Here is a 23,837-nt window from a genome sequence, read left to right on the forward strand (position 1 = left end):
CGCTATCTGACGTACCGTCAATTCCTCGTTTCCCGGTGATCCCCGTGCGACCGCGCCCAGGAGGGACCGTGTCCGACCGCCCGATCCCGCTCGACGAATACCCGATCCACCAGGCCCCGCTCTCCATGCGGCAGGTGGCCACCAGCGACCGCAACGCCTACGACCGCTGCATCTTCCACGTCCTGGACCACACCGGACGCGCCCTGCTCATCGCCGGCCTCGGCGTCTACCCCAACACCGGTGTCATCGACGCCTACGCCACCCTCCGCCTCGGCGACCGGCTGTACGCCGTCCGCGCCTCCGACGCGCTCACCGACGACCGCCTGGCGCTCACCGTCGGCCCGCTCACGATCACCGTCGAGGAACCCCTGCACCGTCTCCGGCTCACCTGTGACCCCGACCCCTCCGATCTGGACGGCCTCTCCTTCGACCTGACCTGGACGGCGTCCTTCCCCGCCACCTGGGAACCGCACCACACCCAGCACCGCGGCGGCCGGCTGATCCTGGAGGGCCGCCGCTTCGTCCAGGCCGGCACCTGCACCGGCACCATCCGCGCGGCCGGCGAACAGCTCACCGTCACCCCGGGGGAGTGGACCGGCACCCGGGACCGTAGTTGGGGCGTGCGCCCGATACCCGGCGAGGACGGCGGCCGGGCCGCCGCCGAGTCGCCGACCGAGGGGTTCCACTGGATCTGGTGCCCGGTCCGCTTCGACGACCGGTTCGTCATGGTCATCGTCCAGGAGGACGCCGACGGCCACCGCACCCTCAACGAGGCGCTGTTGGTCCGCGACGGCGCCCCCGACCGACAACTGGGCTGGCCGTACGCCGACATCAGCTACCGCCCCGGCACCCGCCACCCCGAACGCGCCGTCCTCCACCTCACCGACCCCGGCCGCAAACCCCTCGAACTCACCGCCGAGATCCTCACCTCCTCGCCGCTCGCCCTCGGCGCGGGCTACCCACCCGCCGACGACTGGCAGCACGGCACCTGGCAGGGCCGCGGCTGGACCGACCGACGCGTCTACGACCTCTCCGACCCGACCGCCCACCGGCTCGCCGCCTACGGCGTCACCGACCACGCCGCCCGCTTCACCCTCGACGGCCGCACCGGCTACGGCATCTTCGAACACGGCAGCTTCGGCCGCCACGACCCCAGCGGCTTCACCGGCTACGACTCCGTCGCCCCGGACCGCACCCGCCGCCCCGGAGAGGCCGCCCGATGAGTGCCGCGCCGCGCCCCCGCACCACCACCCGCGACCCCGAAGAGCTCACCCGGCGGCTCTCCACCTGGCTCGCCACCCGCCTCCCCGGCGCCCGCGCCACCGCGGCCACCGTGCCGGCCTCCAACGGCATGTCCAGCGAGACCCTGCTCTTCACCATCGACCACCCGGACCCACTGTCCCCCGAGTTCTCGGCTGCGCTCAAGCAGAGCAGGGCCCCCACCTCCTGCGCCCTCCGGCTCGCCGCCGACCCCGCGGCGTACACGATCTTCCCGCGCTACGACATGCCCCGGCAGTACCGCACCATGGAACTGGTCGCCGACCGCACCGACCTACCGGTGCCCCGCACCCTCTGGCTGGAAGAGGACCCCGCACACCTCGGCGCCCCGTTCTTCGTCATGGCCCGCGCCACCGGCCGGGTACCACCCGACGTCATGCCCTATACCTACGAGGGGAGTTGGCTGCACGACGCGACCGACGCCGACCGCGACCGGCTGGAGGCGGCGAGCGTCTCCGTGCTCGCCCGCCTGCACGACCAACTCCCGGCCACATCAGCGGAGTTCCTCGCACTGCCCGGCACCGGCACCCCCTTGCGCCGCCACGTCGACGCCCAACACGCCTACTACACCTGGGTGGTTGACGGCCTCCCGCGCTCCCCGCTCATCGAGCGCGGCTTCGCCTGGCTCGCCGACCACTGGCCCGAGGACCCCGGCGACACGGTACTCACCTGGGGCGACGCCCGGATCGGCAACATCGTCTACGACGGCTTCGAACCGGCCGCGGTCCTCGACTGGGAGATGGCTGCCCTCGGCCCCCGCGAACTGGACCTGGGTTGGATGATCTACCTCCACCGCTTCTTCCAGGACCTCACGGAGTCCAGCGGCCAGCCCGGACTGCCCGACCTCCTGCGCCGCGACCGCGTCGAGAGCCGCTACGCCCACCTGACCGGGCACCAACCCCGCGCGATGGAGTTCCACACCCTCTACGCGGCCCTGCGGCACGCCATCGTGATGCTCAGGGTGGCCTACCGCCAGGTCCACTTCGGTGTGGGGGTACCCCCAGCGTTAGCTGGGGGAGTGCCGGTCCCGGCCGACGCCGACGGGCTGATCCTGCACCGGGACACGTTGGAGGCGATGCTCGCCGGCCGCTACTGGTGAACCGCCGCGGCCGGCGTCCGGAACGTCAGCTCCGGCGGCGCGCGCGCGGCACCCGGGCCGACCGCTCACCCGGCCCGCCGGGGTGCGAGAACGGCTGGCGACGCCAGTCCAGGCCCTCCGGGAGCGTCAGCAAGATGGCCGCGTCCTGCTCCTGGGCGTCCATCATGTCGTCGGTGTCCGGGGCGTCGGCCGCCGGCCGGCCGGAGCCCTGGCACACGGTCAGCGCGAACGGGTTCCACGGCGACGGGCACAGCGCGTGCTCCGGGAGCGTGTCCTCGTCCACCAGCAGCGCGATCGGCTGCCCGCAGTCCGGGCAGCTCACGCGGTAGATCTCGTAGGTGTCGAAGGGATCGTCCGCAACCTCCTCGACCGGGAAGCCGAAACTGTCGCCCTCCTGGGCGTCGACCTGGGCTGCGGCGGATTCCTGCTTCAGGCGTCGCATGATGTCCATCCCCCTCGGGTGGGCCACTCGGACCGCTGAATTCGTTCGTGTGACCGGCGGTCTCGGCCAACAGCAGCAATGCCCTTCATGCCGGGCGCATAATCGCCGACGCCCCCCGGACCCCGCGTCACCGGTGTGGCATTCCTCACACGACCCGGTGCTCAGGCGTCCACGATCCGGCGCGCGCTGCGCACACGCGCCCGCGCACAGTAGGTTGAGCGGGTGGAGGAGTTGGACCGACAAATCGTGGATCTGCTCGTCAAGGACGGGCGGATGAGCTACACCGACCTGGGCAAGGCCACCGGCCTGTCCACCTCGGCGGTGCACCAACGGGTGCGCCGCCTGGAACAGCGCGGGGTGATCCGCGGCTACGCCGCCATCGTCGACCCCGAGGCCGTGGGCCTGCCGCTCACCGCCTTCATCTCGGTCAAACCCTTCGACCCCAGCGCCCCCGACGACATCGCCGACCGGCTGGCCGAGGTCCCCGAGCTGGAGGCGTGTCACAGCGTCGCCGGCGACGAGAACTACATCCTCAAGGTCCGGGTCGCCGCCCCACTGGAGCTGGAGCACCTGCTCACCCGCATCCGCAGCCTGGCCGGCGTCTCCACCCGCACCACGGTGGTGCTCTCCACCCCCTACGAGGCCCGCCCGCCGCGGATCTGACCGCCCGGGGAGTGACCCCCCTGCGCCGGGCCCCCCCGCGCAGGGGCGAGACTGTCCGTTATGAGCGAGCGCAACCCGGACAGTTCCGAGCAGCACCCCTCCCGCACCGTTCTCCTGCGGGGCGGTGAGGTGCACAGCCCCGCCGATCCCTTCGCCACCGCGATGGTCGTCGAGGGCGACCGGATCGCCTGGGTCGGCGAGGAGGGCGCCGCCGACTCCTTCGCCGACGGCGTCGACGAGATCGTCCATCTCGACGGCGCGCTGGTCACCCCCGCGTTCACGGACGCACATGTGCACACCACGGCGACCGGGCTGGCCCTCACCGGCCTGGACCTCGCCGGCGCCGCCACCCTGACCGACGCCCTGGACCGGATCCGCGGGTACGCCGCCGGCCGCCCCGCCGGCGGCGTGCTGCTCGGCCACGGCTGGGACGCCAGCGCCTGGCCCGAGGGCCGCCCGCCGTCCCGCGCCGAGCTGGACGCCGCCGCCGGCGGCCGTCCCCTCTACCTCACCCGCGTCGACGTGCACTCCGCGGTCGTCACCACCGCCCTGCTCGACCTGGTCCCCGGCATCCGCGAACGCGCCGGCTTCCACCCCGACGCACCGCTCACCGGCGATGCCCACCACGCGGTCCGGGCCGCCGCGTACGCCACCGTCACCCCCGCCCAGCGCGCCGAGGCGCAGGCCGCCGCACTGGCCCGGGCCGCCTCGCTCGGCATCGGCACCGTTCACGAGTGCGCCGGTCCGGAGATCTCCAGCGAGGACGACTTCACCGCGCTGCTGGCCCTGGCCGCCGAGGGCACCGGCCCGCGCGTCATCGGCTACTGGGCCGAACTCATCGCATCCGCAAAGGACGCCGACCGGATCAGGGAACTCGGCGCGCACGGCGCCGCCGGCGACCTCTTCGCCGACGGCTCGCTCGGCTCGCATACCGCCCACCTGCACGCCCCCTACGCCGACGCTCCCCCCGGCTGCGGCGGGGGCACCCACACCGGCACCGCGCACCTCGACCGTGACGACGTCGCCGCCCACGTCGCCGCCTGCACCGAGGCCGGTCTCCAGGCCGGTTTCCACGCCATCGGCGACGCCGCCCTGACCACCGTCACCGACGGCGTCCGGGCCGCCGCCGAGCGGGTCGGCCTGGCCCACGTCCGGGCCGCCCGGCACCGGGTCGAGCACGCCGAGATGCTCACCGACGCCACCATCACCGCCTTCGCCGAGCTGGCCCTCACCGCCTCCGTGCAGCCCGCCTTCGACGCGGCCTGGGGCGGCCCCGACGGGATGTACGCCACCCGCCTCGGCGCCGACCGGGCCGCCGGCCTCAACCCCTACGCCGCCCTGCTCAAGGCCGGCGTCCCGCTCGCCCTCGGCTCCGACAGCCCGGTCACCCCGCTCGACCCCTGGGGCACCGTGCGCGCCGCCGTCTTCCACCGCACCCGCGCCCACGGCATCTCCGCCCGCGCCGCGTTCACCGCCCACACCCGCGGCGGCTGGCGCGCCATCGGCCGCGACGACGCCGGCGTCCTGGTGCCCGGCGCCCCCGCCGACTACGCGGTCTGGCGGACCGGCGACCTGATCGTCCAGGCCCCCGACGCACGCGTCGAGCGCTGGTCCACCGACCCCCGCTCCGGCACCCCGGGCCTGCCCGATCTCACCCCCGGCAACGACCTCCCGCGCTGCCTGCGCACGGTCGTCGGCGGCCGGCCGGTCTTCGACCGGCCGATCGAGTGACATCGCAGGTGCCGGTGGTGCCGGACCCCGTGCCCGAACCTGCCTGCCCTACCTGGGAAGGCTCGGCACTGACCTGGGACGACGCGAAAACGACGCAGGCGGAGGGACTGTTGACAGCAGGCGCCGGTCGGCCGGTAGGTTCGGCCGAGTCCACCACAGGACGTCCGACCGGGAGACCTCCGCGCAGCCGTCGAACGCAGCTGGGCCATGGGGCGGCGAGCCATCCGGCACACCGCCACTGGGAGCCAGGTCCAGCGCCAGGGCGATGGCGAGGTTGGTCGGCAGGTGCGACCCGGGTGGGGCCCGGCGCTCAGTAGACAACGGCTCTCGGTCGACCCGCAGCCAGCGGATCCCAGGCCGGCCCGAAGGGCGCCGGGCCCCGATCCGCACCCCGCGCGGCCCCCGTCCACCCCCAGGAAGCCGGTGCCACGCACCGCCCGGCCCTCCCGCAGCCCGGCCCGCGCGATCCGCGTACGGTCCGCGCACCCCACCCCCGCACCCCCGGCCCTGCGATGTACGGTCAGCTGACAACCGGACGACCTGCAGGAAGGCCCGCGACCGTGCCATCGGGTTCCGACACCACCGCCGCAGCCGTGCGCGGCACCGCACCCGACGGCCCGGCGCCGTCCACCGCGACCGGCGCCGCCCGCCCCGGACGGGCCCGCCGGCTGGCCGCCCTGGCCCGCCGCGAGGCGCTGCGCACCGCCCTCGCGGTCGCCGCCGGCCTCGCCCTCGGCTTCGCCTTCCCGCCGTACGGTCTGTGGCCGTTGTCCCTGGTCGCGGTGGCCGCGCTGGCGCTGCTGACCCACGGCCGCCGGGCCCGCCAGGGCGCCTGGACCGGCTTCGCGTTCGGGCTGCCGTTCTTCCTGCTCCTGCTGAAGTGGTTGCACGTGGTCGGCTGGGACGCGGTGGTGGGCCTGTCCGTCGCCGAGTCGCTGTTCGTCATGCTGCTGGGTGCGGGGCTGGCGCTCACCTCCCGGCTGCCCGGCTGGCCGCTGTGGGGCGCGTGCCTGTGGGTCGCCCAGGAATGGGCCCGGGACCGGTTGCCGTTCGGGGGCTTCCCCTGGGGCCGGCTGGCCTTCGCCAACACCGGTTCGCCGTTCACCCCGCTCGCCGCGCTCGGCGGTGCCCCGCTGGTGACCTTCGCCGTCGCTCTGTCCGGTGCGCTGCTGGCCGCCTCCGCTGCCGCCCTGTGGGGCATGCGTCGGGGCGGCGGCGCGCGCGCACTGGTGCGGACGCTGGAGGCGTTCGGACTGGCCGCCGCGGTCACCGTGGCGGGCCTGGCGGTCCCGATCCCGACCAAGGCCGACGACACCGTCCGGATCGCGGTGGTGCAGGGCAACGTCCAGCAGCCCGGCATGGACTTCCTGGGCCGCCCGATGAAGATCCTGGACAACCACGCCGCCGCCACCGAGAAGCTCGCCGACGACGTCCGCAACCACCGCGTGCCCAAGCCGGACCTGGTCATCTGGCCGGAGAACTCCTCCGACCTGGACCCCTTCCAGTTCCCGCAGGCGTACGACCGGATCGACGAGGCGGTGAAGGCGATCGGCGTGCCGGTCCTCGTCGGTGCCCTGGTCGACCACCCGACCAAGCCCGGCTACGTCTTCAACGAGGGCATCGTCTGGGACCCCAAGACCGGTCCGGGCGCCTCGTACACCAAGCAGCACCCGGTGCCGTTCGGCGAGTACGTGCCGTTCCGGGACCAGCTCAGCAAGATCATCACGCGGTTCAAGCGGGTGCCCCGCAACTTCTACCCGGGCGACCACACCGGCCTGCTGAAGGTCGGACCGGCCAAGCTCGGCGACGTCATCTGCTTCGAGGTCGCCTACGACGAGATCGTCCACGACACCGTCGGCGCGGGCGTCCGCGCCCTGGTCATCCAGACCAACAACGCCACCTACGGGCACACCGGCCAGCCAGAGCAGCAGCTCGCGATGTCCAAGTTGCGGGCCGTCGAGCACGGCCGGGCCGTGGTCACCGCGGCCACCAGCGGGATCAGCGCGGTGGTCGCTCCGGACGGGACCGTTACGCACCAGATTCCCGAATTCACCCAGGGCGTGGTCTCGGCCCGCATCCCGCTGCGAGACGAAACGACGCTCGCTGACCGCGTTGGAGCGGCTCCCGAGTGGGCGCTCGCTATCGTGGGCCTCCTGTCCTGCGGGGCCGCCGTCATCGCCGGCCGGCGCAGGCGAACGAAGGACGAGAAGGGACAGCAGTGACAGACGGTCAGCGGCAGTACGGACCGCTCGGCAGCACGTTGGTGATCATTCCGACGTACAACGAGGCGGAGAACATCAAGCCGATCGTCTCGCGGGTGCGGTCTGCCGTCCCCGAGGCGCACGTCCTGATCGCGGACGACAACAGTCCGGACGGCACCGGCAAACTCGCCGACGCACTTGCCGCCGAGGACGACAAGGTCCACGTCCTGCACCGCAAGGGCAAGGAGGGGCTGGGCGCCGCCTACCTCGCCGGCTTCCGCTGGGGCATCGACAACGGCCACGGCGTACTGGTCGAGATGGACGCCGACGGCTCCCACCAGCCCGAGGAGCTGCCCCGGCTGCTCACCGCGCTCAAGGGCGCCGACCTGGTCCTCGGCTCCCGCTGGGTGCCCGGCGGCCGGGTGGTGAACTGGCCCAAGTACCGCGAGATCCTCTCCCGCGGCGGCAGCACCTACTCCCGCGTGATGCTGGACGTCCCGATTCGCGACGTCACCGGTGGCTTCCGCGCCTTCCGGGTGGAGACACTGAACGGCCTGGGCCTGGACGAGGTGGCCTCCCAGGGCTACTGCTTCCAGGTCGACCTGGCCCGGCGGGCCGTCCAGGCCGGCTACCACGTCGTCGAGGTCCCCATCACCTTCGTCGACCGGGAGCTGGGCGACAGCAAGATGAACCGCGACATCGTCGTGGAGGCGCTCTGGCGGATCACGGCCTGGGGTGTCGGTTCCAAGGTGAGCAAGATCCGCGGCCGCTGATCCCCGGGCGGGCCGGGCCAGGCACACTAGTGGCATGACGTTCGGAGCCACGCCACCGCCGAGTCCCCGCCCGCCCCGTTCGCGCGCCCGCCGGTTCGTCCCGTTGGGCGTCGCCGCCTGGATGGTGCTGGAGATCTGGCTGCTGACGGTGGTCGCCGGCGCCACCAATGGCCTGACGGTCTTCCTAATGCTGCTCGCCGGGGTGGTCGTGGGCGGCGCGGTGATCAAGCGAGCCGGCCGCCGCGCCTGGCGCAACCTCACCGGCGCCCTGCAGACCGGCGGCACCCCCGACGCCCCCCGCGAGACCGGCTCCGGAGGCACCGGCAACACCCTCCCGATGATCGGCGGGCTGCTGCTGATGCTGCCGGGCCTGCTCTCGGACGTGCTCGGGTTGCTCTGCCTCCTCCCGCCGACCGGCCGGCTGATCCTGCGCGGTGCCGACAAGCTGCTGACCCGGCCGGGCTTCACCCCCGGGTCCTTCAGCGACGCCTACCAACAGGCGCGGATGCACCGCCCGGACGGCAAGGTCGTCAAGGGCCAGGTGATCCACCCCGACGACCCGCCGGCCGCCCGCCGCCAGGATCCGCCGCTCACCCGCTGACACCGCGCCGCACCTGGCCGGGCGCCGAGCACGCCCGGCCTCGGTGCGGCGGCCACGCACGGCAAGGGCCGGTGCCACCGCTAATGCGGTGGCACCGGCCCTTGCCGTGCCGCTCGGTTCGGTCCGCCCGTCAGGCGGACTTGCGGTTGGTGTCGCGCGGATGCACGGCGATGTTCATGGTGCCGGAGCGCAGGACGGCCAGCCGCTCGGCCAGCACCTCCTCCAACTCCTCGCGGGTCCGCCGCTCCATGAGCATGTCCCAGTGCGTACGCGCGGGCTTGCCCTTCTTCTCCTCAGGACCATCCCCATCCACCAGAAGCGAGGGTGCACCACAAACCTTGCACTCCCACTCCGGCGGAATCTCGGCCTCAACCGAGAACGGCATCTCAAAGCGATGTCCGTTCTCGCATGCGTACTCCACCGCCTGGCGCGGGGCCAGGTCGATGCCGCGGTCGGTCTCGTAGCTGGTCACCACGAGGCGCGTGCCGCGGAGAGCTCGCTCACTCATGAATCGTGCCTCCCGGGCTTGTCGCCCACAGGACAGGTGTCGCTGTCGTCGTCATCCGGTCAACGTCCGGTCGGCGGTGAAGATTCCCGTCATCGGGACATACGTCGCCTGCGTCGCCCGTCGTGCCGCCCCTTGTTGTACCCACCAACGCCCGGTTTGTCACATCTGGCAGCAGATGTCACCCAACGCCTCAAGGAGTTGAGCACGCAGTAACGGTCCGCCTGGTGAGCCAAAGGCGTACACTACCGCCCCGCGCCCTCAAGGGCTAAATCCGGTCAGGTACCGGATTGCCGGCCGCCGCGATTGCCCGCCGCACCGGCACCCGCGCCGGCAGTACGAACCCGAGCGCGAAGATCGCCACCAGGGACACGATCGCGTCCCGGTAGCTCCCGGTCAGCTGGTACGCCATCCCGAACACCAGCGGTCCCAACCAGCTCACCCCCCGGTCGCTCACCTCGTACGCGGAAAAGTACTCCGCCTCCTTGCCGCGCGGGATCAGATGGGAGAAGAGGGAACGGGACAGCCGCTACGGATCCAGCGGACACCCGACGTGGGTCTGGCCCTTGCTTGGTCAGTTGGTGTTGGGTGCTTTGGGTTGTCGGTAGCCGATCAACACGCGAACCAAGATCGTTGATATGGCGGCGCCGACCATGGTGAAGGCGCTCCGTCCAGGGGCCCCGCGAGGCGCGACTGTGCAGGAACGGCTCAGACGACCATGATCCGGCGCCCGCGCGTGTGACCGGCATGGCTGTCTATGTGCGCCGCCGCGGCCTCGGCGAGCGGGTACGTCTTCTCGACCGGGATGTGGAGCTTTCCCCGAGAGATGAGGTCGACGGCCTCGACGAGCGCTTCCGGCACGCTCCCGGCCACGCCGGAAAAGCGGACGCCGAACTCCGGCGCGGCGCGATCGGCGATGGAGATCACCCTCTGCGGATCCCCGGTCAGCTCGACGAGTTCGCGGATCACGCCCGAGCCGGCCAGATCGAGAGCCGCGTCGACGCGGCCGAACCGCCGTACCCGCTCGACCCAGCCCTCGCCGTACGTCGTGGCGAGGGCACCCAGGCTGCGTAGATAGTCCTGGTTCGCGGCCCCAGCCGTGCCGATCACGGTGATGCCGCGGTCGCGGGCGATCTGCATCACCGTCGATCCGACTCCCCCGGACGCACCGCTGACCAGCAGCGTCTGCCCGGACTGCACACCGACCTGGCGGATGATGCGCAGCGCGGTCTCCACCGCGGAGGGGTACCCGGCCGCCTCTTCGAACGTCAAACCCTCGGGCATCTTGGCCCAGGCCGACAGGACGGCGAACTCGGCATAGGTGCTCGCGCCCTCGCCGAACACGTGGTCGCCGACCTCGACCCCTTCGACGCCCTCGCCGACCTCGTCCACCGCCCCGGAGGCGTCCTGCCCGACTCCGGCGGGCAACTCGATCGGATGGATCTTCTGGAACTGGCCTTCACGGATCCTCCAGTCGACGGCGTTCACGCCCGCCGCCCGCACGGTGACGCGTATCTGACCGGGGCCCGCGTGGGGCTCCTCGGCGGCTACGAGTTGCAGAACGTCCGGACCGCCGAACTCGGCGAAGCTCACTCTCTTCATGCGATGGACCGTAACACTAACGGTTAGTGTTTGAGAACGGTTGTGGTTTTGGACCTGATAGTGTTAGGGCATGACCGTGACGCCCGGGCGCCGTGAGCGCAAGAAGGCCGCGACCCGCCAGAAGATCGCCGACACCGCCCTGCGACTCTTCCTGGAGCGCGGGTACGACGCGGTGGGCATCCGCGACGTGGCCGCCGAGGCCGACGTGGCCGTCACCACGCTCTTCTCCCACTTCGCCTCGAAAGAGGCCCTGGTGTTCGAGCAGGACGAAGACTTCGAGCAACGCCTCGCGCAGGCGGTCACCGGCCGGGCGCCGCACGAGCCGCTCATCCCTGCGCTGCGCCGCGAGATCCAGGCGCTGGTGCGCCATTGCACAGCGGACAGTGCCGCCCCGATCTGGCGCATGATCGACGCATCACCTGCCCTGCGGGAGTACGAGGAGTTGATGAGGCTGCGCCACGCGGAGTCGCTGGCAACCGCCCTCGCCGCCGATCTCGACCAGCCGCAGACCACCACGGCCTGCCGGACGCTCGCGAGGTTCGTGATCGACGCCTATTCGCTGGCCCGTGAGGCGCCCGATCCGGACGCCGCGGTGGACGAGATCTTCCGGATGATCGAGGCGGCCTGGGAGGTCGCCTGCCCTCCTCGACCCGCGTGAGGAACTGTTCCCCCAGGTAGGGCCGGGGCCGGTCGGCAGACATCGCACTGAGCTTGGACGAGTCTGGCCGCCACGCATCGTGGCACGCGTAGCTGTTCAGCGTGGCGGCGAGGACGGTACGGAGCTATTGGTCGGTGGTGGACGTCGGCGCCGGTCGTGTGCTGCCGTGCCGGCGATGACGGTGGCTGTATTCGATGACGGCTCGCCACAGGTCGCGTCGGTCGACGTCCGGCCAGTAGTCGGACGTGAAGTGCAGTTCGGCGTATGTGGCGTGCCAGGGGAGGAAGTTGGAGGTGCGGCGCTCGCCTCCGGTGCGCCACAGGAGGTCGACGTCGGGCAGGTCGGCGAGGGCCAGGTGCCGGGCGAAGTCGTCCTCGCCGATGAAGTCGGGGTCCAGGTCACCGGCCTTCACCGCTCGGGCGAGGGCCGTGGCGGCGCGGGTGATTTCGTCCCGACCGCCGTAGTTGAAGCAGAGGGTGCAGGTCAGGCCGGTGCGGGTGCGGGTGGTGGTCTCCTTGTGCCGCAGGGACTCGACGAGGTCCGTTGGCAGTTTCTCCGGGCGGCCGGACCAGCGCAGGTGTACGTACAGGTCGCGGAAGGGGTCGTCGTCCAGTGCCTTGCGCAGGGTGCTCATGATGCCCTCGACCTCCTCCGTGTCGCGCCTCCAGTTCTCGGTCGAGAACCCGTACACGGTCAGGTGGGGCAGGCTGATCTCCAAGGCGCCGTGGACCATCTCGTGCAGGGCGGCGACGCCGGCGCGATGGCCCTCGGAGCGGGACAGGCCGCGCTGTTCGGCCCAGCGGCCGTTGCCGTCCATGACGATGGCCACGTGGGTCGGCATGGCTTCGGGGGCGATCTGCGGGGGCCGGCAGCCGCTGGGGTGGCGGGGCGGCGGGTTGAACGTCGTCGTGCCAGGAGCCGGGCGCGCCGTTGACCTGGGTTCGGTTGCCGTGGGCCGTCGTCGGGTGGGTGGCACGGTCACCGGGGTCAGGCTCCATGCCAGGGCTGACCGGATGCGGGCGGGGACGAAGATCCGCGCACGCGTCGCCCGTGAGGGCCGTGCCTCGGAGTGGAGCAGGGCCGAGCCGGCCGCTTCGACGGCGTCGAGCTGGGCGAGCAGCAGATCGGCGGCCGCGTCGACCGCGATGGCGATTCCCGGGTGCATGCCGTCGGTCAGGCCGGGCTGGGCCACCCATCGGCGGGCGATGCCGGTCAGCTCGGCGACCAGCGCCGCCGTGGCTGTGCTCCACCGGCGTTGCCGCAGGTCGTCCCAGGCGCCCGGGAACTGTTCCAGGATCTCGCGCGGCAGCAGGAGCCGGTGCCCGTCGTCCAGGTCGGCCGCCAGGTCGGTGAGGCTCTCGACGAGCCGGGTACCGTCGAGGAACCGCTCGTAGCTCGCCTGCCGGTCCAGCCGGACCACCACCGGCACGCCCGCCCGGCCGAGCAGACTCCGCAACAAGTCGAAGGTGGGTACGACGTGGCCGCGGCTCCAGACCCGCCACTGGGCCCAGTCGTCGAAGGAGCGCTGCACGTCGTCGCGCATCACCAGCATCCCGTCCCGGAGTGCGGACAGATCCACGTGCCACTGTGCGGCGGTGTCCACCAGGGCATGACGGATCGGGTCGGTGCTCGTCCCGGACGCCAGGTCGGCTTCCAGCGCGGCGATCCAGCTCTCGGCCCGGGCGGTCCGCTCGGCTGCCGCCGCGTCCCGGTCGTCGACCAGATCATCGAGAGCGTTCACCGCGGCCCAGACAGCCCAGCACGCCGGGTGCAGCACCGGGGGCAGCAGGCGGATGAGAGCGTACGTTTCGGGATACTGCGTGCGTGTCGTGCGGCGGCACACGCGATAGGCGGCCCGCAGGGTGGTGTCAGTACGGCCTTCGGACACGGTTTCACGGATTCGGGGCATGTGTGCGACTCCAGCTGAAGACACGTACCGGTGCACGGGGCCGGGTGCGGCGAAGGTTCAACCCGCCGCCGTAGTACCGGCGTTGGCTGTCTCGTCTGTCTGGTCCGTCTCGTCGCTGCTCGTACGGTGAGGTCTTGGTACGAGGGGCCGGGCGGCCGGGGGCAGGGCGTTGCGGGTGCGGCGGTGGAAGGCGAGGAGAGCGATGAGCCCGGCTCCGGCGAACCAGCAGAGCTGCATGGCGATCTGGCCGGGCACGTCGGCGGTGGAGAAGCCGGCGGCGGTGCTGGTCTGCATGGCGCCGTAGGAGGGCAGGAAGCGGGTGACGGGGCTCTCGCTTCCGGAGCTGGTGATGGGGTTCTGCAGGCCCAGGTCGATGATGCTCGTCATCAGGATGGCGAACATGCCCTCGACCTCCCGGCGCATCACGGCGCCGAAGCCGACGCCGAGGACGCCGTAGGTCAGGGCCGCGCTGAACAGTGCGACGGCGAGCAGGAAGGGCTGGCGCGGTGTCCAGATCAGCCAGGTGATGACGGTGGCGTAGGCGGACACGGCGGCGGAGGCCAGGGCGAGAGCGGCGACTTTCGCCAGGACGAGATGGGCGCGGGGATAGCCGGCCATGGCTAGGCGGCGGTCGAAGTCGTGACCGGCGAACGTCGCCGCGAACATCATGAACCCGGTGATCAGGGTGACGGCGTTGAGCGCACCGCTGAGCTCGGTGATCTCGTTGCCGCGCGGGGCCAGCACCTCGCCGGTGGCCCGCAGCCGCATCCGGGCCGGGGAGTCGGGCATGACCAGGTACGCCAGCATCGTCCACAGCGGGATGAACACGGCGACCAGCACCATCGCGAACCGGTTGCGCAGATGCTCGGTCAGCGTGTACCGCGTCGCGGTGGTGAACAGCGCCAGGTGCCTGCGCAGGTACCCAAGCCTTCTCATGGCGCGCTCCCGGCGGGCTGGAGCGTCCCGTCCTTCAGCCGCCACAAGGCGTCCAGCCGCTCCTCGTCGTAGGCGAGGTGCGAGACGACCAGGACCGAGCGCCCGGCATCGCGCAGCCGGGCGGCGAGTTCCCAGAAGCGCTGGTAGGTGTCCCAGTCGAAGCCCTGGTAGGGCTCGTCCAGCAGCAGCACCTGCGGATCGTGCATGAGGGCCAGAGTCAGGTTCAGCTTCTGCCGCGTCCCACCGCTGAGCACCCCGGCGCGTACGTCGGTGTACTCGGCGAAGCCCAGGACGTCCATCGCCTCCTCGGCGTGGCGCAGGTCGGCCAGGTCGAAGGCGGTCCGGAAGAACTCCAGGTGCTGCCGGACGGTGAAGGCGTCGTTGAGGACGGCGTGCTGCGGGCAGTACCCGAACCGGCCGCTGTGCCGGACGGTGCCGCGACAGGGACGCAGCTCCCCGGAGAGGATCTTGAGCAGAGTGGACTTGCCCGCACCGTTCTCACCGACGATTCCGGCCAACGCGCCGGGACGCAGATCGAGGTCGATGCCGCGCAGCACCGTGCGCCGACGGTAGGAGTGATGTACGTCCCTGACCTTCACGCGGTCGCTCCGCCGTTGCTGCCCAGCACCCTCAGTGCCATCAGCGCGACGATCGCGACCGGGACAGCCCGGCCTCCAGGAATCCTCACAGCCCCTCCAGCAGGTCGGTCGTGGGCGCCCCGGCACCATCCCGACAGCACGAACAAGGAGGTGTGGGTGCACGAGTTGCTACCGCCCCCCTCGGGCGACGCATAGACCGTACAGTCGGCTAAATGGCTTTCGCGGTGATAGCGGGCTAGTCCCCTCCATCAGGTGACAGCCGTGTTCGACTCTCTCGGCCGGTGCGGGTACGCGTGAAACCATCCCGCGGCCCCGCCGATGACCCGGGAACGCCCAGTGTTCATCGGTGGGCGGTTGCCGCGCGGGAAAGCGGATCACCTTGACGTTCGGAGTCGAGAAGAACCTCCGCAGTTCCTAGACCCAGCATCCCCGCTCGATCAGCACCGTGCGCAGCGTCTCGATGTGATCGGTCATGATGCCGTCCACGCCGAGATCCAGCAGCGCTCTCATCCGATCCGCGTCATTGATCGTCCAGACGTGGACCTGCATGCCCAGTGCGTGTGCGGCGCGCAGGAACAGCGGATCGACGACGCGGAGTCCGGACTGCCGCTCGGGGACCTGGACGCAGACCGCACTGCGCCGCACCGCCGCGCCCAGCAGCCGGTCCAGCGGCAGCGCCCCGCGCCCGTACGAGCGGAGCCGCAGGCCGGCCACTCCGCGGGTGCCGAGCGAGCTGGCCATCCGGCCGCCGGCCAGGCGTTGTGCCCGGGCCACCCGGCCCTCGGAGAACGAGCCGACGCACACCCGGTCCCAGGCGCCGGTGCGGCGCAGCAGGGCCAGTAGCGGCTCCAGCGCGTTCTCCGCCTTCAGGTCGACGTTCCAGCGGGCCCCGGGGAACTCCTCCAGCAGCTCCTCGAACAGCGGCAGCGGCTCCCGGCCGGCGACCCGGGCCCGGCGGACCGCCCGCCAGGGGAGGGTGGCGATGGTGCCCTGGGAATCGGTGACCCGGTCCAGGGTCGCGTCGTGGAAGGCGACCAGTGCGCCGTCCGACGTGGCGTGGACGTCGGTCTCCAGATAGCGGTAGCCGAGGTCCACCGCGCGGCGGAAGGCGGTGGCGGTGTTCTCCAGGCCGTCCGCGGCTCCGCCCCGGTGGGCGAAGGGGAGCGGGCCGGGATGGTCGAGGTAGGGGTGGCGGAGGCGTATCGCAGGGGTCACTCCGGCAGTATCGCGCGCTCCGGTGACCGCTCGGGGGAGCGGGCCACCACGGTGGACGGCCGCTCCGGCAGTCCCTTGATCGCGAACAGGCGGAGGAAGAACTGCGCCAGCGGCCCGATGGCCAGGGCGTAGACCACCGTGCCGACGCCGAGGGAGCCGCCGAGCGCGAAGCCCACGGCGAGGACGGTCACCTCGATGCAGGTCCGCACCAGCCGGACTGGGCGACCGGTGCGTCGCTGCAACCCGGTCATCAGCCCGTCGCGCGGCCCCGCGCCGAACCGTGCCGTGAGGTACAGGCCGGTCGCGGCGCCATTGAGGATGACCGCGGCCACCAGCAGCGGGATGCGGACCGCCAGCGGGTCCACCGTGGGGACCAGGGCCAGCGTCGCGTCCATGACGAGCCCCAGGATCACCACGTTCGAGACCGTGCCCAGGCCCGGGCGCTGCCGCAGTGGGATCCACAGCAGCAGGATCAGCGCCCCGGCGACGATCGTGACGGTGCCGATCGACAGTCCGGTGTGCCGCGCTATGCCCTGGTTGAGGACGCTCCACGGCTCCAGGCCCAGTCCGGCGCGGACCATCAGGCCCATGCTCAGGCCGTACAGCACCAGCCCCGAGTAGAGCTGCACGAGCCGGCGTGGCAGGTGCGACCGCACGGGGCCGGACCCCTGGGTGATGGACATGACTCTTTCCCCTCCTGGCAAGATTGGACTGGCGCATGTCACCATGTGGCATGTCCGGTCTCCGGATGTAGAGCCAATTTGCGGAAGGTGGACTGATCTTCATGGCGCAGTGGACTTCTGCGGTGGGTGCGCCCCAACTCGCCCGGCTGCTCCGGTCGCAGGACCCGCGGGCCGCCGAACTCACCGCCGGCGGGCGGAAGTTGCCCGCCTACCGCAACCTCGCCGACGGCGTCCGACGGCTCGTCCTCGAAGGCCGGGTACCGGTCGCCGCCCGGCTCCCCGCCGAACGCGAGCTGGCCGCCGCGTTCGGCGTCAGCCGCACCACCGTCGCGGCGGCCTACGAGGCGCTGCGCGCCGAAGGGTTCCTGGAGTCCCGGCGCGGCTCGGGCAGCTGGACCGCCGTACCGGCGGGCAACCCGCTGCCCACCCGCGGCCTGGAACCGCTCCCGCCGGAGGCCGCCGGCTCGATGATCGACCTCGGCTGCGCCGCCCTGCCGGCCCCCGAGCCGTGGCTCACCCGCGCCGTCCAGGGCGCCATGGCCGACCTGCCGCTCTACGCCCACACCCACGGCGACTACCCGGCCGGCCTGCCCACGCTGCGCCAGGCCCTCGCCGACCGCTACACCGCCCGCGGCATCCCCACCATGCCCGAACAGATCATGGTCACCACCGGCGCGATGGGCGCCGTCGCCGCGATCTGCCGGCTGTGTACCAGCCCCGGCGAACGGGTGGCCGTCGACTCGCCCTCGTACGCCAACATCCTCCAGCTGATGCGCGACGCCGGCGCCCGACTCGTCCCGGTCGCCCTCGGTGAGCGGCTGGCGGGTTGGGACGTCCCGGTCTGGCGCCAGGTCATGCGCGACGCCGCACCGCGGATGGCCTACGTCGTCGCCGACTTCCACAACCCCACCGGCAGCCTCGCCACCGAGGACCAGCGCCGCCGGCTCGTGGACGCCGCGCGCTCGGCCGGCACCCTGCTCGTCGTCGACGAGACCATGACCGAGATCGTCCTCGACCCGGACACCGAACTGCCCCGCCCGGTCTGTGCGTTCGACCCCGCCGGCAGCGCCGTGATCACCGTCGGCTCGGCCAGCAAGGCGTTCTGGGCCGGGATGCGGATCGGCTGGGTGCGGGCCGCGCCCGACATCATCCGCAGCCTGGTCGCCGCCCGCGCCTACTCGGACCTCGGCTCGCCCGTCCTCGAACAGCTCGCCATCGCCTCCCTCCTGGAGAGCGGCGGTTGGGAGGAGGCCGTCCGGATCCGCCGTGCGCAGGCCCGGGAGAACCGCGACGCGATCGTCGAGGCCCTCCACCGCCACCTGCCCGACTGGGAGTTCAGCGTCCCGCGCGGCGGCCTGACGCTCTGGGCCCGGACCGGCGGGCTGTCCGGCTCGCGGATCGCGGAGGCGGGGGAGCGGCTGGGGGTTCGGGTGCCGTCGGGACCGCGGTTCGGCGTGGACGGTGCCTTCGAGGGTTTCGTGCGGTTGCCGTTCACGGTCAGCGGTGCGGTCGCCGACGAGGCCGCGGTGCGGCTGGCGAGGGCGGCGCGGCTGGTGGCTACCGGAGTGTCGGTGGAGGCGGAGCCGCCGCAGGCGTTCGTCGCCTGAGGCGGCGTCAGACGGCTGTCCGGCCGGCCCGGTTCGTGGTGGGGGAAGTGCGTCTGCGAGGTGACGTGGCGTCAGGTTTGCTCGGGGGCGTCGGGGTTCCGGCCGCCCACCGGCGCCGCGGCGTCGCGCTTCGCGAAGGACACCGGCCCGGGTGCGGTGGCGGCGGCTTCCGCCGGGTCTCCCGGAACGGTCCGTTCCGGGAGCAGCGCCAGGACAGCCCGCCGGTGCGTCTCACCGGTCGCCTCGTCGTACGGGTCGGGGGTGGCCGGCACCTGGAGCCGGAGGACGGGGCCGGTGCCGAGCCGGGCGTAGCCGCGGCCCGGTGGTACCTGCGCGAGCGGCGTGGTGTGCGCCGGCACCCCCAGCACCGCCTGCACCTCCTCGGCGGTGGCCGGCCCGAGCACGATCCGCGCCTTGGCGTGGCTCCGTACCGGGTCGCTCAGCAGCTCGGCGGTCTCGAACTGGTCGGCCACCACCACCGTCACCTGAGCCGCCCGGCCGTGCCGCAGCGGGACCTGGAGCAGCCGCTGCGGGTCGTCCCGGCCCTCCACCGCCGCCAGATGGGACAGCGCCGTCAGGCGGTCCGCGATGATCCACAGCCCGCTGCGGGTGTCCGCCGGCGCGGGCTGCCCGGCCTGCTGCGCCCGGTTGGCGGCGACCAGCCGCCGCTCGGTCTCGTGCGTCGCCCACTCCAGCGCCGCCAACGCGCCGGTCAGCCCGCTCTCCACGGCCAACACCCCGCGCCGCCCCGCCAGGCACCCGAACTCACCGGTGCCGCCACCGTCGATCACCAGCACGTCGCCGTGCTGTAGTGCCTGGAGCGCGATCGAGCGCAGCAGCGTCGTCACGCCGGCGCCCGGCTGCCCCAGTGCCAGCAGATGCGGTTCGGTGGACCGTCGGCCGGTGCGCCACACCACCGGGGGCACGTCCCTAGTCGCGCCCCCGCAGAGCACCGGCAGCGTCCGCTGCACGGAATCGGTGTCGGTGAAGCCGAGCACCGTCTCCCCCGGGGAGGTCACGAAGCGCTGCGCCGCGACGTCCGCCGGCAGCGGCCCGAGCGCCGTCATCACCAGCTGGTTGGCCTCCTCTTCCCAGTCGAAGCGGCACTCCCGGCCGCGGCCGGACTTGGCGTGCAACAGCTGCTCGATGCCGACCCGGGACCGGTCGTCACCGTCGGGGAAATACGCCGGGTACTTCAGATGCAGCCGCGCCGGCCGACCGTCCTCGTCGAAGGCGTACTCGGTGAACGCCCGCTGCCAGTCGCCGTCATGGGCGTAGAGAGGGCTGGGGTCGCCCTCGGCGGAGAAGTGCGGCACCAGCGCCTCGTAGAGGGCCTGGAGCCGCTCGGTCTCCGCCTCGCTCGGGCCGGTGTCCTCCGCCACCGGCGTCCGGTCCCGGCCCACCCAGGCCGCCACCGCCGTCACCGTGATCACCGCGAGCAGGGGACCGTACGGCACCAGCGCCACGATCAGTACCGCCCCCGCGGCCACGAAACACAGCGGCCCCCGCTGCTCCTTGGGGGTGGCGTTCCAGCGTCCCCGTCCGGCCACCGTCAGCCGGCGCAGGCCCCGACTGACGGTGATCAGCGGGTGGAGCACATCGGTCGCGCCGTCGGCCGCGGTCCGCGCCAGTTCGCGGCCGCGGACGATCGGGGCACTGCTGGTCAGGGCGTTGCCGGTGAGGATGCGGGGCAAGGGGCGCCGGGCCACAGCTTCTCTCCTGGTGCTCGTACGGACGGCGGGCCGGCTCGGCGTGGGCGGCGAGCCGGGGCGGGTCTCACGCGCCGCCGCCCGGACGGGACGGACGGGCCCGAACGGGCGGTGGGAGCGGCGCCGCGCTGCTGGGGGGCAGGCCCTAGAGCTTGATCCCGCCGAGGAGGCTGGCCAGGCTCGCCCCGCCGGCCTTGATGCTGGGCGCGATGGCCGAGCCGGCGAGGTAGAACCCGAAGAGTGCGCAGATCAGGGCGTGGGACAACTTGAGGCCGTCCTTGCGGAAGAAGAGGAAGACGATGACACCGAGCAGGACGACGCCGGAAATGGACAGAATCATGAGGGTTCTCTCCTGGGTGTGGGGACGGTCACCGTGAGTTCTTCCAGCCTCACGGCCGGTATCAAGCCAAGAAAAGATGCAAATGGCGGATTTATCGGGGAAATCCCTCAAACGGTCCAACCCCCGTGAGATCCTGCCCGGCCCACACCCCGCCCGCCGCGGATCCACCCCGCCCGACCCGGCACAATCATGGCGTGTCAAAGCCCAGGAAGTCGTCGAAACCCTCGAAGCAGCGGACCCGGCAGCAGCCGCCCGCACCCGTCGCGATCACCGAGAACTCGCCCTGCCCGTGCGGCCGCGAGGCGTCCTACGGGGAGTGCTGCGCCCCCTTCCACCAGGGGCGCACGGCCGCCCCGACGGCCGAGCGGCTGATGCGCTCCCGCTACAGCGCCTTCGCCGTCGGCGACACCGCCTATCTGCTGCGCAGTTGGCATTCGACGACCCGCCCGACCACCCTCGAACTCGACCCCGTGCAGCGCTGGACCGGCCTGGAGATCCTCGCCACGACCGGCGGCAGCGCCTTCCACACCGAGGGCACGGTCGCCTTCCGCGCGCACTACACGGTGCGCGGCCAGGCCGGCAGCCAGGACGAGCACAGCCGCTTCGTCCGTGAGGACGGCCACTGGGTCTACGTGGACGCACTGCCCGACGACGGGGCCTAGGGCTGGTGGTCGGACTCCGGGCCGGCGCCGAGTCGGCCGCGCAGGTGGTCCATTTCGCGGCGGTCGCGTTTGGTGGGCCGGCCCGCGCCGCGGTCCCGGACGGCGATGATCGGGACCTCCTCGCGCGGTGGCACCGGCGGGCTGTTGTCGACGTAGCACTCGACGGCGACCGGGGCGCCCACCCGCTTGCGCACCAGCCGGGTCACCACCACGATGCGCTCCCGGCCGGCCTGCCGCAGCCGCACCTCGTCGCCGGACCGCACGCCGTGGGCAGGCTTCACCCGCTCACCGTTGACCCGCACATGTCCGGCCCGGCAGGCCGCCGCGGCCATCGAGCGCGTCTTGGTGAGCCGCACCGACCAGATCCAACTGTCGACCCGGGTGGTGGTCATCCCCTCGTCTGAAGCCATGCTGCGACTCTAGAGGAACGGCCCACCCGGCCGGGCGGGGGAGCGACGGCCCGCGTCGAGGGGCGCCAGGGCCGGTCCGGTCGAGCAGGGTCGGATCGGTCCTAGGACGCGGTGGACTTCGTCGCGCGCTTGGTCCGGGACTGCTTCTTGGCCGTGGTCGTCCCGGTCGTGGTCTGCCCGGTCGTGCTCCGGGCAGCCGCGGTCTTCCCGGCGGTGGACGCACCCGTATCCGCCCCGCTGGTACCCGACTTGCCGCCGCTGGTCTTGCCGGTGGTGGCTTTGCCGGCACCGGTCTTCTTCGCGGCGGTTCGGCTGCCCGCGGTCGTGTCGGTGCTGCTCTTACCGGGGGCCGCCGTCCGCGCGGGGGACTTCTTCGCGGCGGACTTCTTGCCGGTCGGGCCGCGGCCCCGGATCGGGGTGACCGAGGCGTCCTGTGCGCCCTCCTCGCTGGTGTCCGGCAAGCCGCCGCGGGCGGCCCGTACGCTCTTCTCCAGTGCCGCCGTCAGGTCGATGACCCGGGCGCCGGAGGTGGCGGAGGTGTCGGGGGTGACCGGGGCTCCGCCCTCCAGTTTGGCGGCGACGAGTTCCTCCACCGCCTCGCGGTAGTCGTCGTGGAGCTCGGCCGGGTCCAGCGCGCCCAGCGAGTCCATCAGCATCTCGGCCAGCGTCATCTCGTTCTCGCGGACCTTGACGGCCTCCGGTGCGATGCCCTCAGCGGAGCGGATCTGGTCCGGCCAGAGCAGGGTGTGCATCAGCAGCGCCCCGTCGTACGCCCGCAACATGGCCAGGGTCTCCCGGCCGCGCATCGCCACCTTGCCGATCGCGACCTTCCGGTGGTGCTCCAGGGCCTCCCGCAGCAGGGCGTACGGCTTGGCGGCGGAGGTCCCGTTCGGGCCGAGGTAGTACGCCTTGTCCAACTGGAGCGGGTCGATCTCGGTGGGGTCCACGAAGGAGAGGATCGACAGCGTCTTGGCGGTCGGCATCGGCAGCCGGGACAGGTCCTCGTCGGTGATCGGTACGACCGTGTCGTCGCCGGGCGGCTGATACCCCTTGCCCACCTCCTCGTTCGGCACCTCCTGGCCGTCCAGTTCGCAGATCTTGCGGTACTGGATCGGGGCGCCGTCCTTGTCGTGGATGCGGACGAAGGAGACCGACGAGGTGCGGTCGGTGGCGCTGTAGGTCTTCACCGGGATGGTGACCAGGCCGAACGATATGGACCCGTTCCAGATAGATCGCATGATCTGCACCTCATGTGGGATTCTCCATGGTATGTCGCCGATCACCGTCGTGGAGGGGCGGCGCCTCTCGCTGACGAACCTGGACAAGGTCCTCTATCCCGAGACCGGCACCACCAAGGGTGAGGTGCTGCACTACTGCACCACCACCGCGGACGCGCTGCTCCCGCACCTCCACGACCGCCCGGTGTCCTTCCTCCGCTACCCCGACGGGCCGGACGGCCAGTGCTTCTTCACTAAGAACGTGCCGCCCGGCGCCCCCTCCTGGGTGAAGAGCTGCGAGGTCCCCCATTCGAGGTCGGGGCCGGCCCGGCAGGTGCTCCTCCAGGACCTCGCCTCACTGGTCTGGGCCGCCAACCTCGTCGTCGAACTGCACACCCCGCAATGGACCTGCGACGCGCCGGGCGTGGCCGACCGGCTGGTCTTCGACCTGGATCCGGGCGCACCCGCCACCATCGTGGAGTGCTGCACCGCCGCCCGGTGGCTGCGCGACCGGCTGGCCGCCGACGGACTCGACGCCTACGCCAAGACCAGCGGCTCCAAGGGCTTGCACCTCCTCGTGCCCATCGAGCCGACCCCCGCCGACCGCACCACCGCCTACGCCCGGACGCTGGCCGTCGAGGCCGGTGCCGCGCTCGGGGACCTCGTCACGCACAAGATGACCCGGGCGCTGCGGCCGGGCAAGGTCTTCCTCGACTTCTCGCAGAACGCCGCCGCCAAGACCACCGCGACCGCCTACACCCTGCGGGCCCGCCCCCTTCCGACCGTCTCCACCCCGGTCACCTGGGACGAGGTCGCCGCCTGCGCCGAACCGGGTCAACTCACCTTCCTCTTCGACGAGATCGCCGGCCGCCGCGAGCGCTACGGCGACCTGCACGCACCGCTGCTCGGTCCCGAACGAGCCCGCCCGGTGCCGCGCGGCGACCGGCGCCCCGCTTAGGAGGAGGTGGGGGAGCGGCGCGCGGGCCCGGGACGGAGG

General features: G+C 72.2%; 23 protein-coding genes and 1 pseudogene. 11 read left to right on the plus strand and 13 right to left on the minus strand.

Features of this window, described 5'->3' with window-relative positions; genetic code table 11:
- Nucleotides 1-68 precede the first annotated feature (68 nt).
- Together ACO0M4_RS11365 and ACO0M4_RS11370 are read left to right on the plus strand one after the other, a co-directional pair.
- A complete protein-coding gene (locus ACO0M4_RS11365; RefSeq protein WP_430369751.1) occupies nucleotides 69-1,223 on the plus strand; it encodes a hypothetical protein in 1,155 nt (384 codons plus the stop codon).
- Nucleotides 1,220-2,377 (plus strand): phosphotransferase family protein, encoded by a 1,158-nt coding sequence (locus ACO0M4_RS11370; RefSeq protein WP_430369752.1) that lies wholly within the window; start codon nucleotides 1,220-1,222, stop codon nucleotides 2,375-2,377. Before ACO0M4_RS11365 ends, ACO0M4_RS11370 begins: the two co-directional genes overlap by 4 nt.
- 25 nt (nucleotides 2,378-2,402) lie before the next feature.
- On the opposite strand, the gene ACO0M4_RS11375 is transcribed toward ACO0M4_RS11370, so the two are convergent.
- Nucleotides 2,403-2,828, minus strand: a complete 426-nt coding sequence (locus tag ACO0M4_RS11375; RefSeq protein WP_430369753.1) for a hypothetical protein — start codon at nucleotides 2,826-2,828, stop codon at nucleotides 2,403-2,405.
- A gap of 213 nt (nucleotides 2,829-3,041) precedes the next feature.
- On the opposite strand from ACO0M4_RS11375, the gene ACO0M4_RS11380 reads away from it, so the two are divergent.
- The 5 genes from ACO0M4_RS11380 (at nucleotide 3,042) to fxsA (ending at nucleotide 8,788) form a co-directional block, all read left to right on the plus strand.
- Complete coding sequence (locus ACO0M4_RS11380; protein WP_016575508.1) at nucleotides 3,042-3,482, plus strand: Lrp/AsnC family transcriptional regulator; 441 nt, start codon at nucleotides 3,042-3,044, stop codon at nucleotides 3,480-3,482.
- Between the two features lie 60 nt (nucleotides 3,483-3,542).
- Complete coding sequence (locus ACO0M4_RS11385; protein WP_430369754.1) at nucleotides 3,543-5,213, plus strand: amidohydrolase; 1,671 nt, start codon at nucleotides 3,543-3,545, stop codon at nucleotides 5,211-5,213.
- Nucleotides 5,214-5,773: 560 nt separating this feature from the next.
- On the plus strand, nucleotides 5,774-7,435 hold the full coding sequence (gene lnt, locus ACO0M4_RS11390; protein ID WP_430369755.1) for an apolipoprotein N-acyltransferase: 1,662 nt from the start codon (nucleotides 5,774-5,776) through the stop codon (nucleotides 7,433-7,435).
- Entirely contained in the window at nucleotides 7,432-8,187 is a 756-nt protein-coding gene (locus tag ACO0M4_RS11395; RefSeq protein ID WP_430369756.1) for a polyprenol monophosphomannose synthase, read from the plus strand. The genes lnt and ACO0M4_RS11395 overlap by 4 nt, the downstream gene beginning before the upstream one ends.
- Before the next feature lie 34 nt (nucleotides 8,188-8,221).
- Nucleotides 8,222-8,788, plus strand: a complete 567-nt coding sequence (gene fxsA / locus ACO0M4_RS11400; RefSeq protein ID WP_430369757.1) for an FxsA family membrane protein — start codon at nucleotides 8,222-8,224, stop codon at nucleotides 8,786-8,788.
- A gap of 130 nt (nucleotides 8,789-8,918) precedes the next feature.
- On the opposite strand, the gene ACO0M4_RS11405 is transcribed toward fxsA, so the two are convergent.
- From ACO0M4_RS11405 to ACO0M4_RS11415, 3 genes and pseudogenes are all read right to left on the minus strand, one after another.
- Nucleotides 8,919-9,296 carry an RNA polymerase-binding protein RbpA gene (locus ACO0M4_RS11405; protein ID WP_100605284.1) on the minus strand — a complete coding sequence of 126 codons (378 nt, stop codon included), beginning with the start codon at nucleotides 9,294-9,296 and terminating at the stop codon, nucleotides 8,919-8,921.
- Between the two features lie 265 nt (nucleotides 9,297-9,561).
- Nucleotides 9,562-9,819 (minus strand): annotated as a pseudogene (locus ACO0M4_RS11410) (MFS transporter); the annotation flags it as partial.
- A 182-nt stretch (nucleotides 9,820-10,001) separates the two neighbouring features.
- Nucleotides 10,002-10,895 carry an NADP-dependent oxidoreductase gene (locus ACO0M4_RS11415; RefSeq protein WP_430369758.1) on the minus strand — a complete coding sequence of 298 codons (894 nt, stop codon included), beginning with the start codon at nucleotides 10,893-10,895 and terminating at the stop codon, nucleotides 10,002-10,004.
- A gap of 70 nt (nucleotides 10,896-10,965) precedes the next feature.
- Between ACO0M4_RS11415 and ACO0M4_RS11420 the strand changes: the two genes are divergently transcribed.
- A complete protein-coding gene (locus ACO0M4_RS11420) occupies nucleotides 10,966-11,553 on the plus strand; it encodes a TetR/AcrR family transcriptional regulator (protein ID WP_430369759.1) in 588 nt (195 codons plus the stop codon).
- Between the two features lie 124 nt (nucleotides 11,554-11,677).
- Here ACO0M4_RS11420 and uppS read toward each other — a convergent pair whose 3' ends face one another.
- The 5 genes from uppS to ACO0M4_RS11445 form a co-directional block, all read right to left on the minus strand.
- On the minus strand, nucleotides 11,678-13,462 hold the full coding sequence (gene uppS, locus ACO0M4_RS11425) for a polyprenyl diphosphate synthase (protein ID WP_430369760.1): 1,785 nt from the start codon (nucleotides 13,460-13,462) through the stop codon (nucleotides 11,678-11,680).
- A 57-nt stretch (nucleotides 13,463-13,519) separates the two neighbouring features.
- On the minus strand, nucleotides 13,520-14,380 hold the full coding sequence (locus ACO0M4_RS11430; RefSeq protein WP_430371339.1) for an ABC transporter permease: 861 nt from the start codon (nucleotides 14,378-14,380) through the stop codon (nucleotides 13,520-13,522).
- 14 nt (nucleotides 14,381-14,394) lie between these two features.
- Complete coding sequence (locus ACO0M4_RS11435) at nucleotides 14,395-14,997, minus strand: ATP-binding cassette domain-containing protein (protein WP_430369761.1); 603 nt, start codon at nucleotides 14,995-14,997, stop codon at nucleotides 14,395-14,397.
- Nucleotides 14,998-15,411: 414 nt separating this feature from the next.
- Nucleotides 15,412-16,212, minus strand: coding sequence for a glycerophosphodiester phosphodiesterase (locus ACO0M4_RS11440; protein ID WP_430369762.1), 801 nt, complete (start codon nucleotides 16,210-16,212; stop codon nucleotides 15,412-15,414).
- Complete coding sequence (locus tag ACO0M4_RS11445; RefSeq protein WP_430369763.1) at nucleotides 16,209-16,895, minus strand: YczE/YyaS/YitT family protein; 687 nt, start codon at nucleotides 16,893-16,895, stop codon at nucleotides 16,209-16,211. Before ACO0M4_RS11445 ends, ACO0M4_RS11440 begins: the two co-directional genes overlap by 4 nt.
- A 101-nt stretch (nucleotides 16,896-16,996) precedes the next feature.
- Between ACO0M4_RS11445 and ACO0M4_RS11450 the strand changes: the two genes are divergently transcribed.
- The gene (locus ACO0M4_RS11450) at nucleotides 16,997-18,502 is read left to right on the plus strand and encodes a PLP-dependent aminotransferase family protein (RefSeq protein WP_430369764.1); all 1,506 of its coding nucleotides are present in this window, start codon (nucleotides 16,997-16,999) and stop codon (nucleotides 18,500-18,502) included.
- Between the two features lie 71 nt (nucleotides 18,503-18,573).
- Here ACO0M4_RS11450 and ACO0M4_RS11455 read toward each other — a convergent pair whose 3' ends face one another.
- Nucleotides 18,574-20,211, minus strand: a complete 1,638-nt coding sequence (locus tag ACO0M4_RS11455) for a hypothetical protein (RefSeq protein ID WP_430369765.1) — start codon at nucleotides 20,209-20,211, stop codon at nucleotides 18,574-18,576.
- Between the two features lie 145 nt (nucleotides 20,212-20,356).
- A complete protein-coding gene (locus ACO0M4_RS11460) occupies nucleotides 20,357-20,551 on the minus strand; it encodes a hypothetical protein (RefSeq protein ID WP_016576341.1) in 195 nt (64 codons plus the stop codon).
- Nucleotides 20,552-20,745: 194 nt separating this feature from the next.
- Between ACO0M4_RS11460 and ACO0M4_RS11465 the strand changes: the two genes are divergently transcribed.
- Nucleotides 20,746-21,213 (plus strand): YchJ family protein, encoded by a 468-nt coding sequence (locus ACO0M4_RS11465; RefSeq protein WP_430369766.1) that lies wholly within the window; start codon nucleotides 20,746-20,748, stop codon nucleotides 21,211-21,213.
- Here ACO0M4_RS11465 and ACO0M4_RS11470 read toward each other — a convergent pair.
- Both ACO0M4_RS11470 and ACO0M4_RS11475 read right to left on the minus strand, forming a co-directional pair.
- A complete protein-coding gene (locus tag ACO0M4_RS11470) occupies nucleotides 21,210-21,623 on the minus strand; it encodes an RNA-binding S4 domain-containing protein (protein ID WP_430369767.1) in 414 nt (137 codons plus the stop codon). The genes ACO0M4_RS11465 and ACO0M4_RS11470 overlap by 4 nt on opposite strands.
- A gap of 101 nt (nucleotides 21,624-21,724) precedes the next feature.
- Entirely contained in the window at nucleotides 21,725-22,861 is a 1,137-nt protein-coding gene (locus ACO0M4_RS11475; protein ID WP_430369768.1) for a Ku protein, read from the minus strand.
- A gap of 31 nt (nucleotides 22,862-22,892) precedes the next feature.
- On the opposite strand from ACO0M4_RS11475, the gene ligD reads away from it, so the two are divergent.
- Complete coding sequence (gene ligD, locus ACO0M4_RS11480) at nucleotides 22,893-23,798, plus strand: non-homologous end-joining DNA ligase (RefSeq protein WP_430369769.1); 906 nt, start codon at nucleotides 22,893-22,895, stop codon at nucleotides 23,796-23,798.
- Nucleotides 23,799-23,837: the final 39 nt, after the last annotated feature.

This window comes from Streptomyces sp. RGM 3693 (genome assembly GCF_050471125.1).
GTDB lineage: Bacteria > Actinomycetota > Actinomycetes > Streptomycetales > Streptomycetaceae > Streptomyces.

What these genes read in the sequence shown, in the direction of transcription:
- ligD (WP_430369769.1), top strand. Translation starts at nt 22,893, where the DNA reads ATGTCGCCGATCACCGTCGTGGAGGGGCGGCGCCTCTCGCTGACGAAC.
- ACO0M4_RS11445 (WP_430369763.1), bottom strand. Translation starts at nt 16,895, where the DNA reads ATGTCCATCACCCAGGGGTCCGGCCCCGTGCGGTCGCACCTGCCACGC.
- ACO0M4_RS11370 (WP_430369752.1), top strand. Translation starts at nt 1,220, where the DNA reads ATGAGTGCCGCGCCGCGCCCCCGCACCACCACCCGCGACCCCGAAGAG.
- ACO0M4_RS11415 (WP_430369758.1), bottom strand. Translation starts at nt 10,895, where the DNA reads ATGAAGAGAGTGAGCTTCGCCGAGTTCGGCGGTCCGGACGTTCTGCAA.
- ACO0M4_RS11470 (WP_430369767.1), bottom strand. Translation starts at nt 21,623, where the DNA reads ATGGCTTCAGACGAGGGGATGACCACCACCCGGGTCGACAGTTGGATC.
- ACO0M4_RS11405 (WP_100605284.1), bottom strand. Translation starts at nt 9,296, where the DNA reads ATGAGTGAGCGAGCTCTCCGCGGCACGCGCCTCGTGGTGACCAGCTAC.
- ACO0M4_RS11450 (WP_430369764.1), top strand. Translation starts at nt 16,997, where the DNA reads ATGGCGCAGTGGACTTCTGCGGTGGGTGCGCCCCAACTCGCCCGGCTG.
- uppS (WP_430369760.1), bottom strand. Translation starts at nt 13,462, where the DNA reads ATGCCCCGAATCCGTGAAACCGTGTCCGAAGGCCGTACTGACACCACC.
- fxsA (WP_430369757.1), top strand. Translation starts at nt 8,222, where the DNA reads ATGACGTTCGGAGCCACGCCACCGCCGAGTCCCCGCCCGCCCCGTTCG.
- ACO0M4_RS11375 (WP_430369753.1), bottom strand. Translation starts at nt 2,828, where the DNA reads ATGGACATCATGCGACGCCTGAAGCAGGAATCCGCCGCAGCCCAGGTC.
- ACO0M4_RS11385 (WP_430369754.1), top strand. Translation starts at nt 3,543, where the DNA reads ATGAGCGAGCGCAACCCGGACAGTTCCGAGCAGCACCCCTCCCGCACC.
- ACO0M4_RS11460 (WP_016576341.1), bottom strand. Translation starts at nt 20,551, where the DNA reads ATGATTCTGTCCATTTCCGGCGTCGTCCTGCTCGGTGTCATCGTCTTC.
- ACO0M4_RS11420 (WP_430369759.1), top strand. Translation starts at nt 10,966, where the DNA reads ATGACCGTGACGCCCGGGCGCCGTGAGCGCAAGAAGGCCGCGACCCGC.
- ACO0M4_RS11475 (WP_430369768.1), bottom strand. Translation starts at nt 22,861, where the DNA reads ATGCGATCTATCTGGAACGGGTCCATATCGTTCGGCCTGGTCACCATC.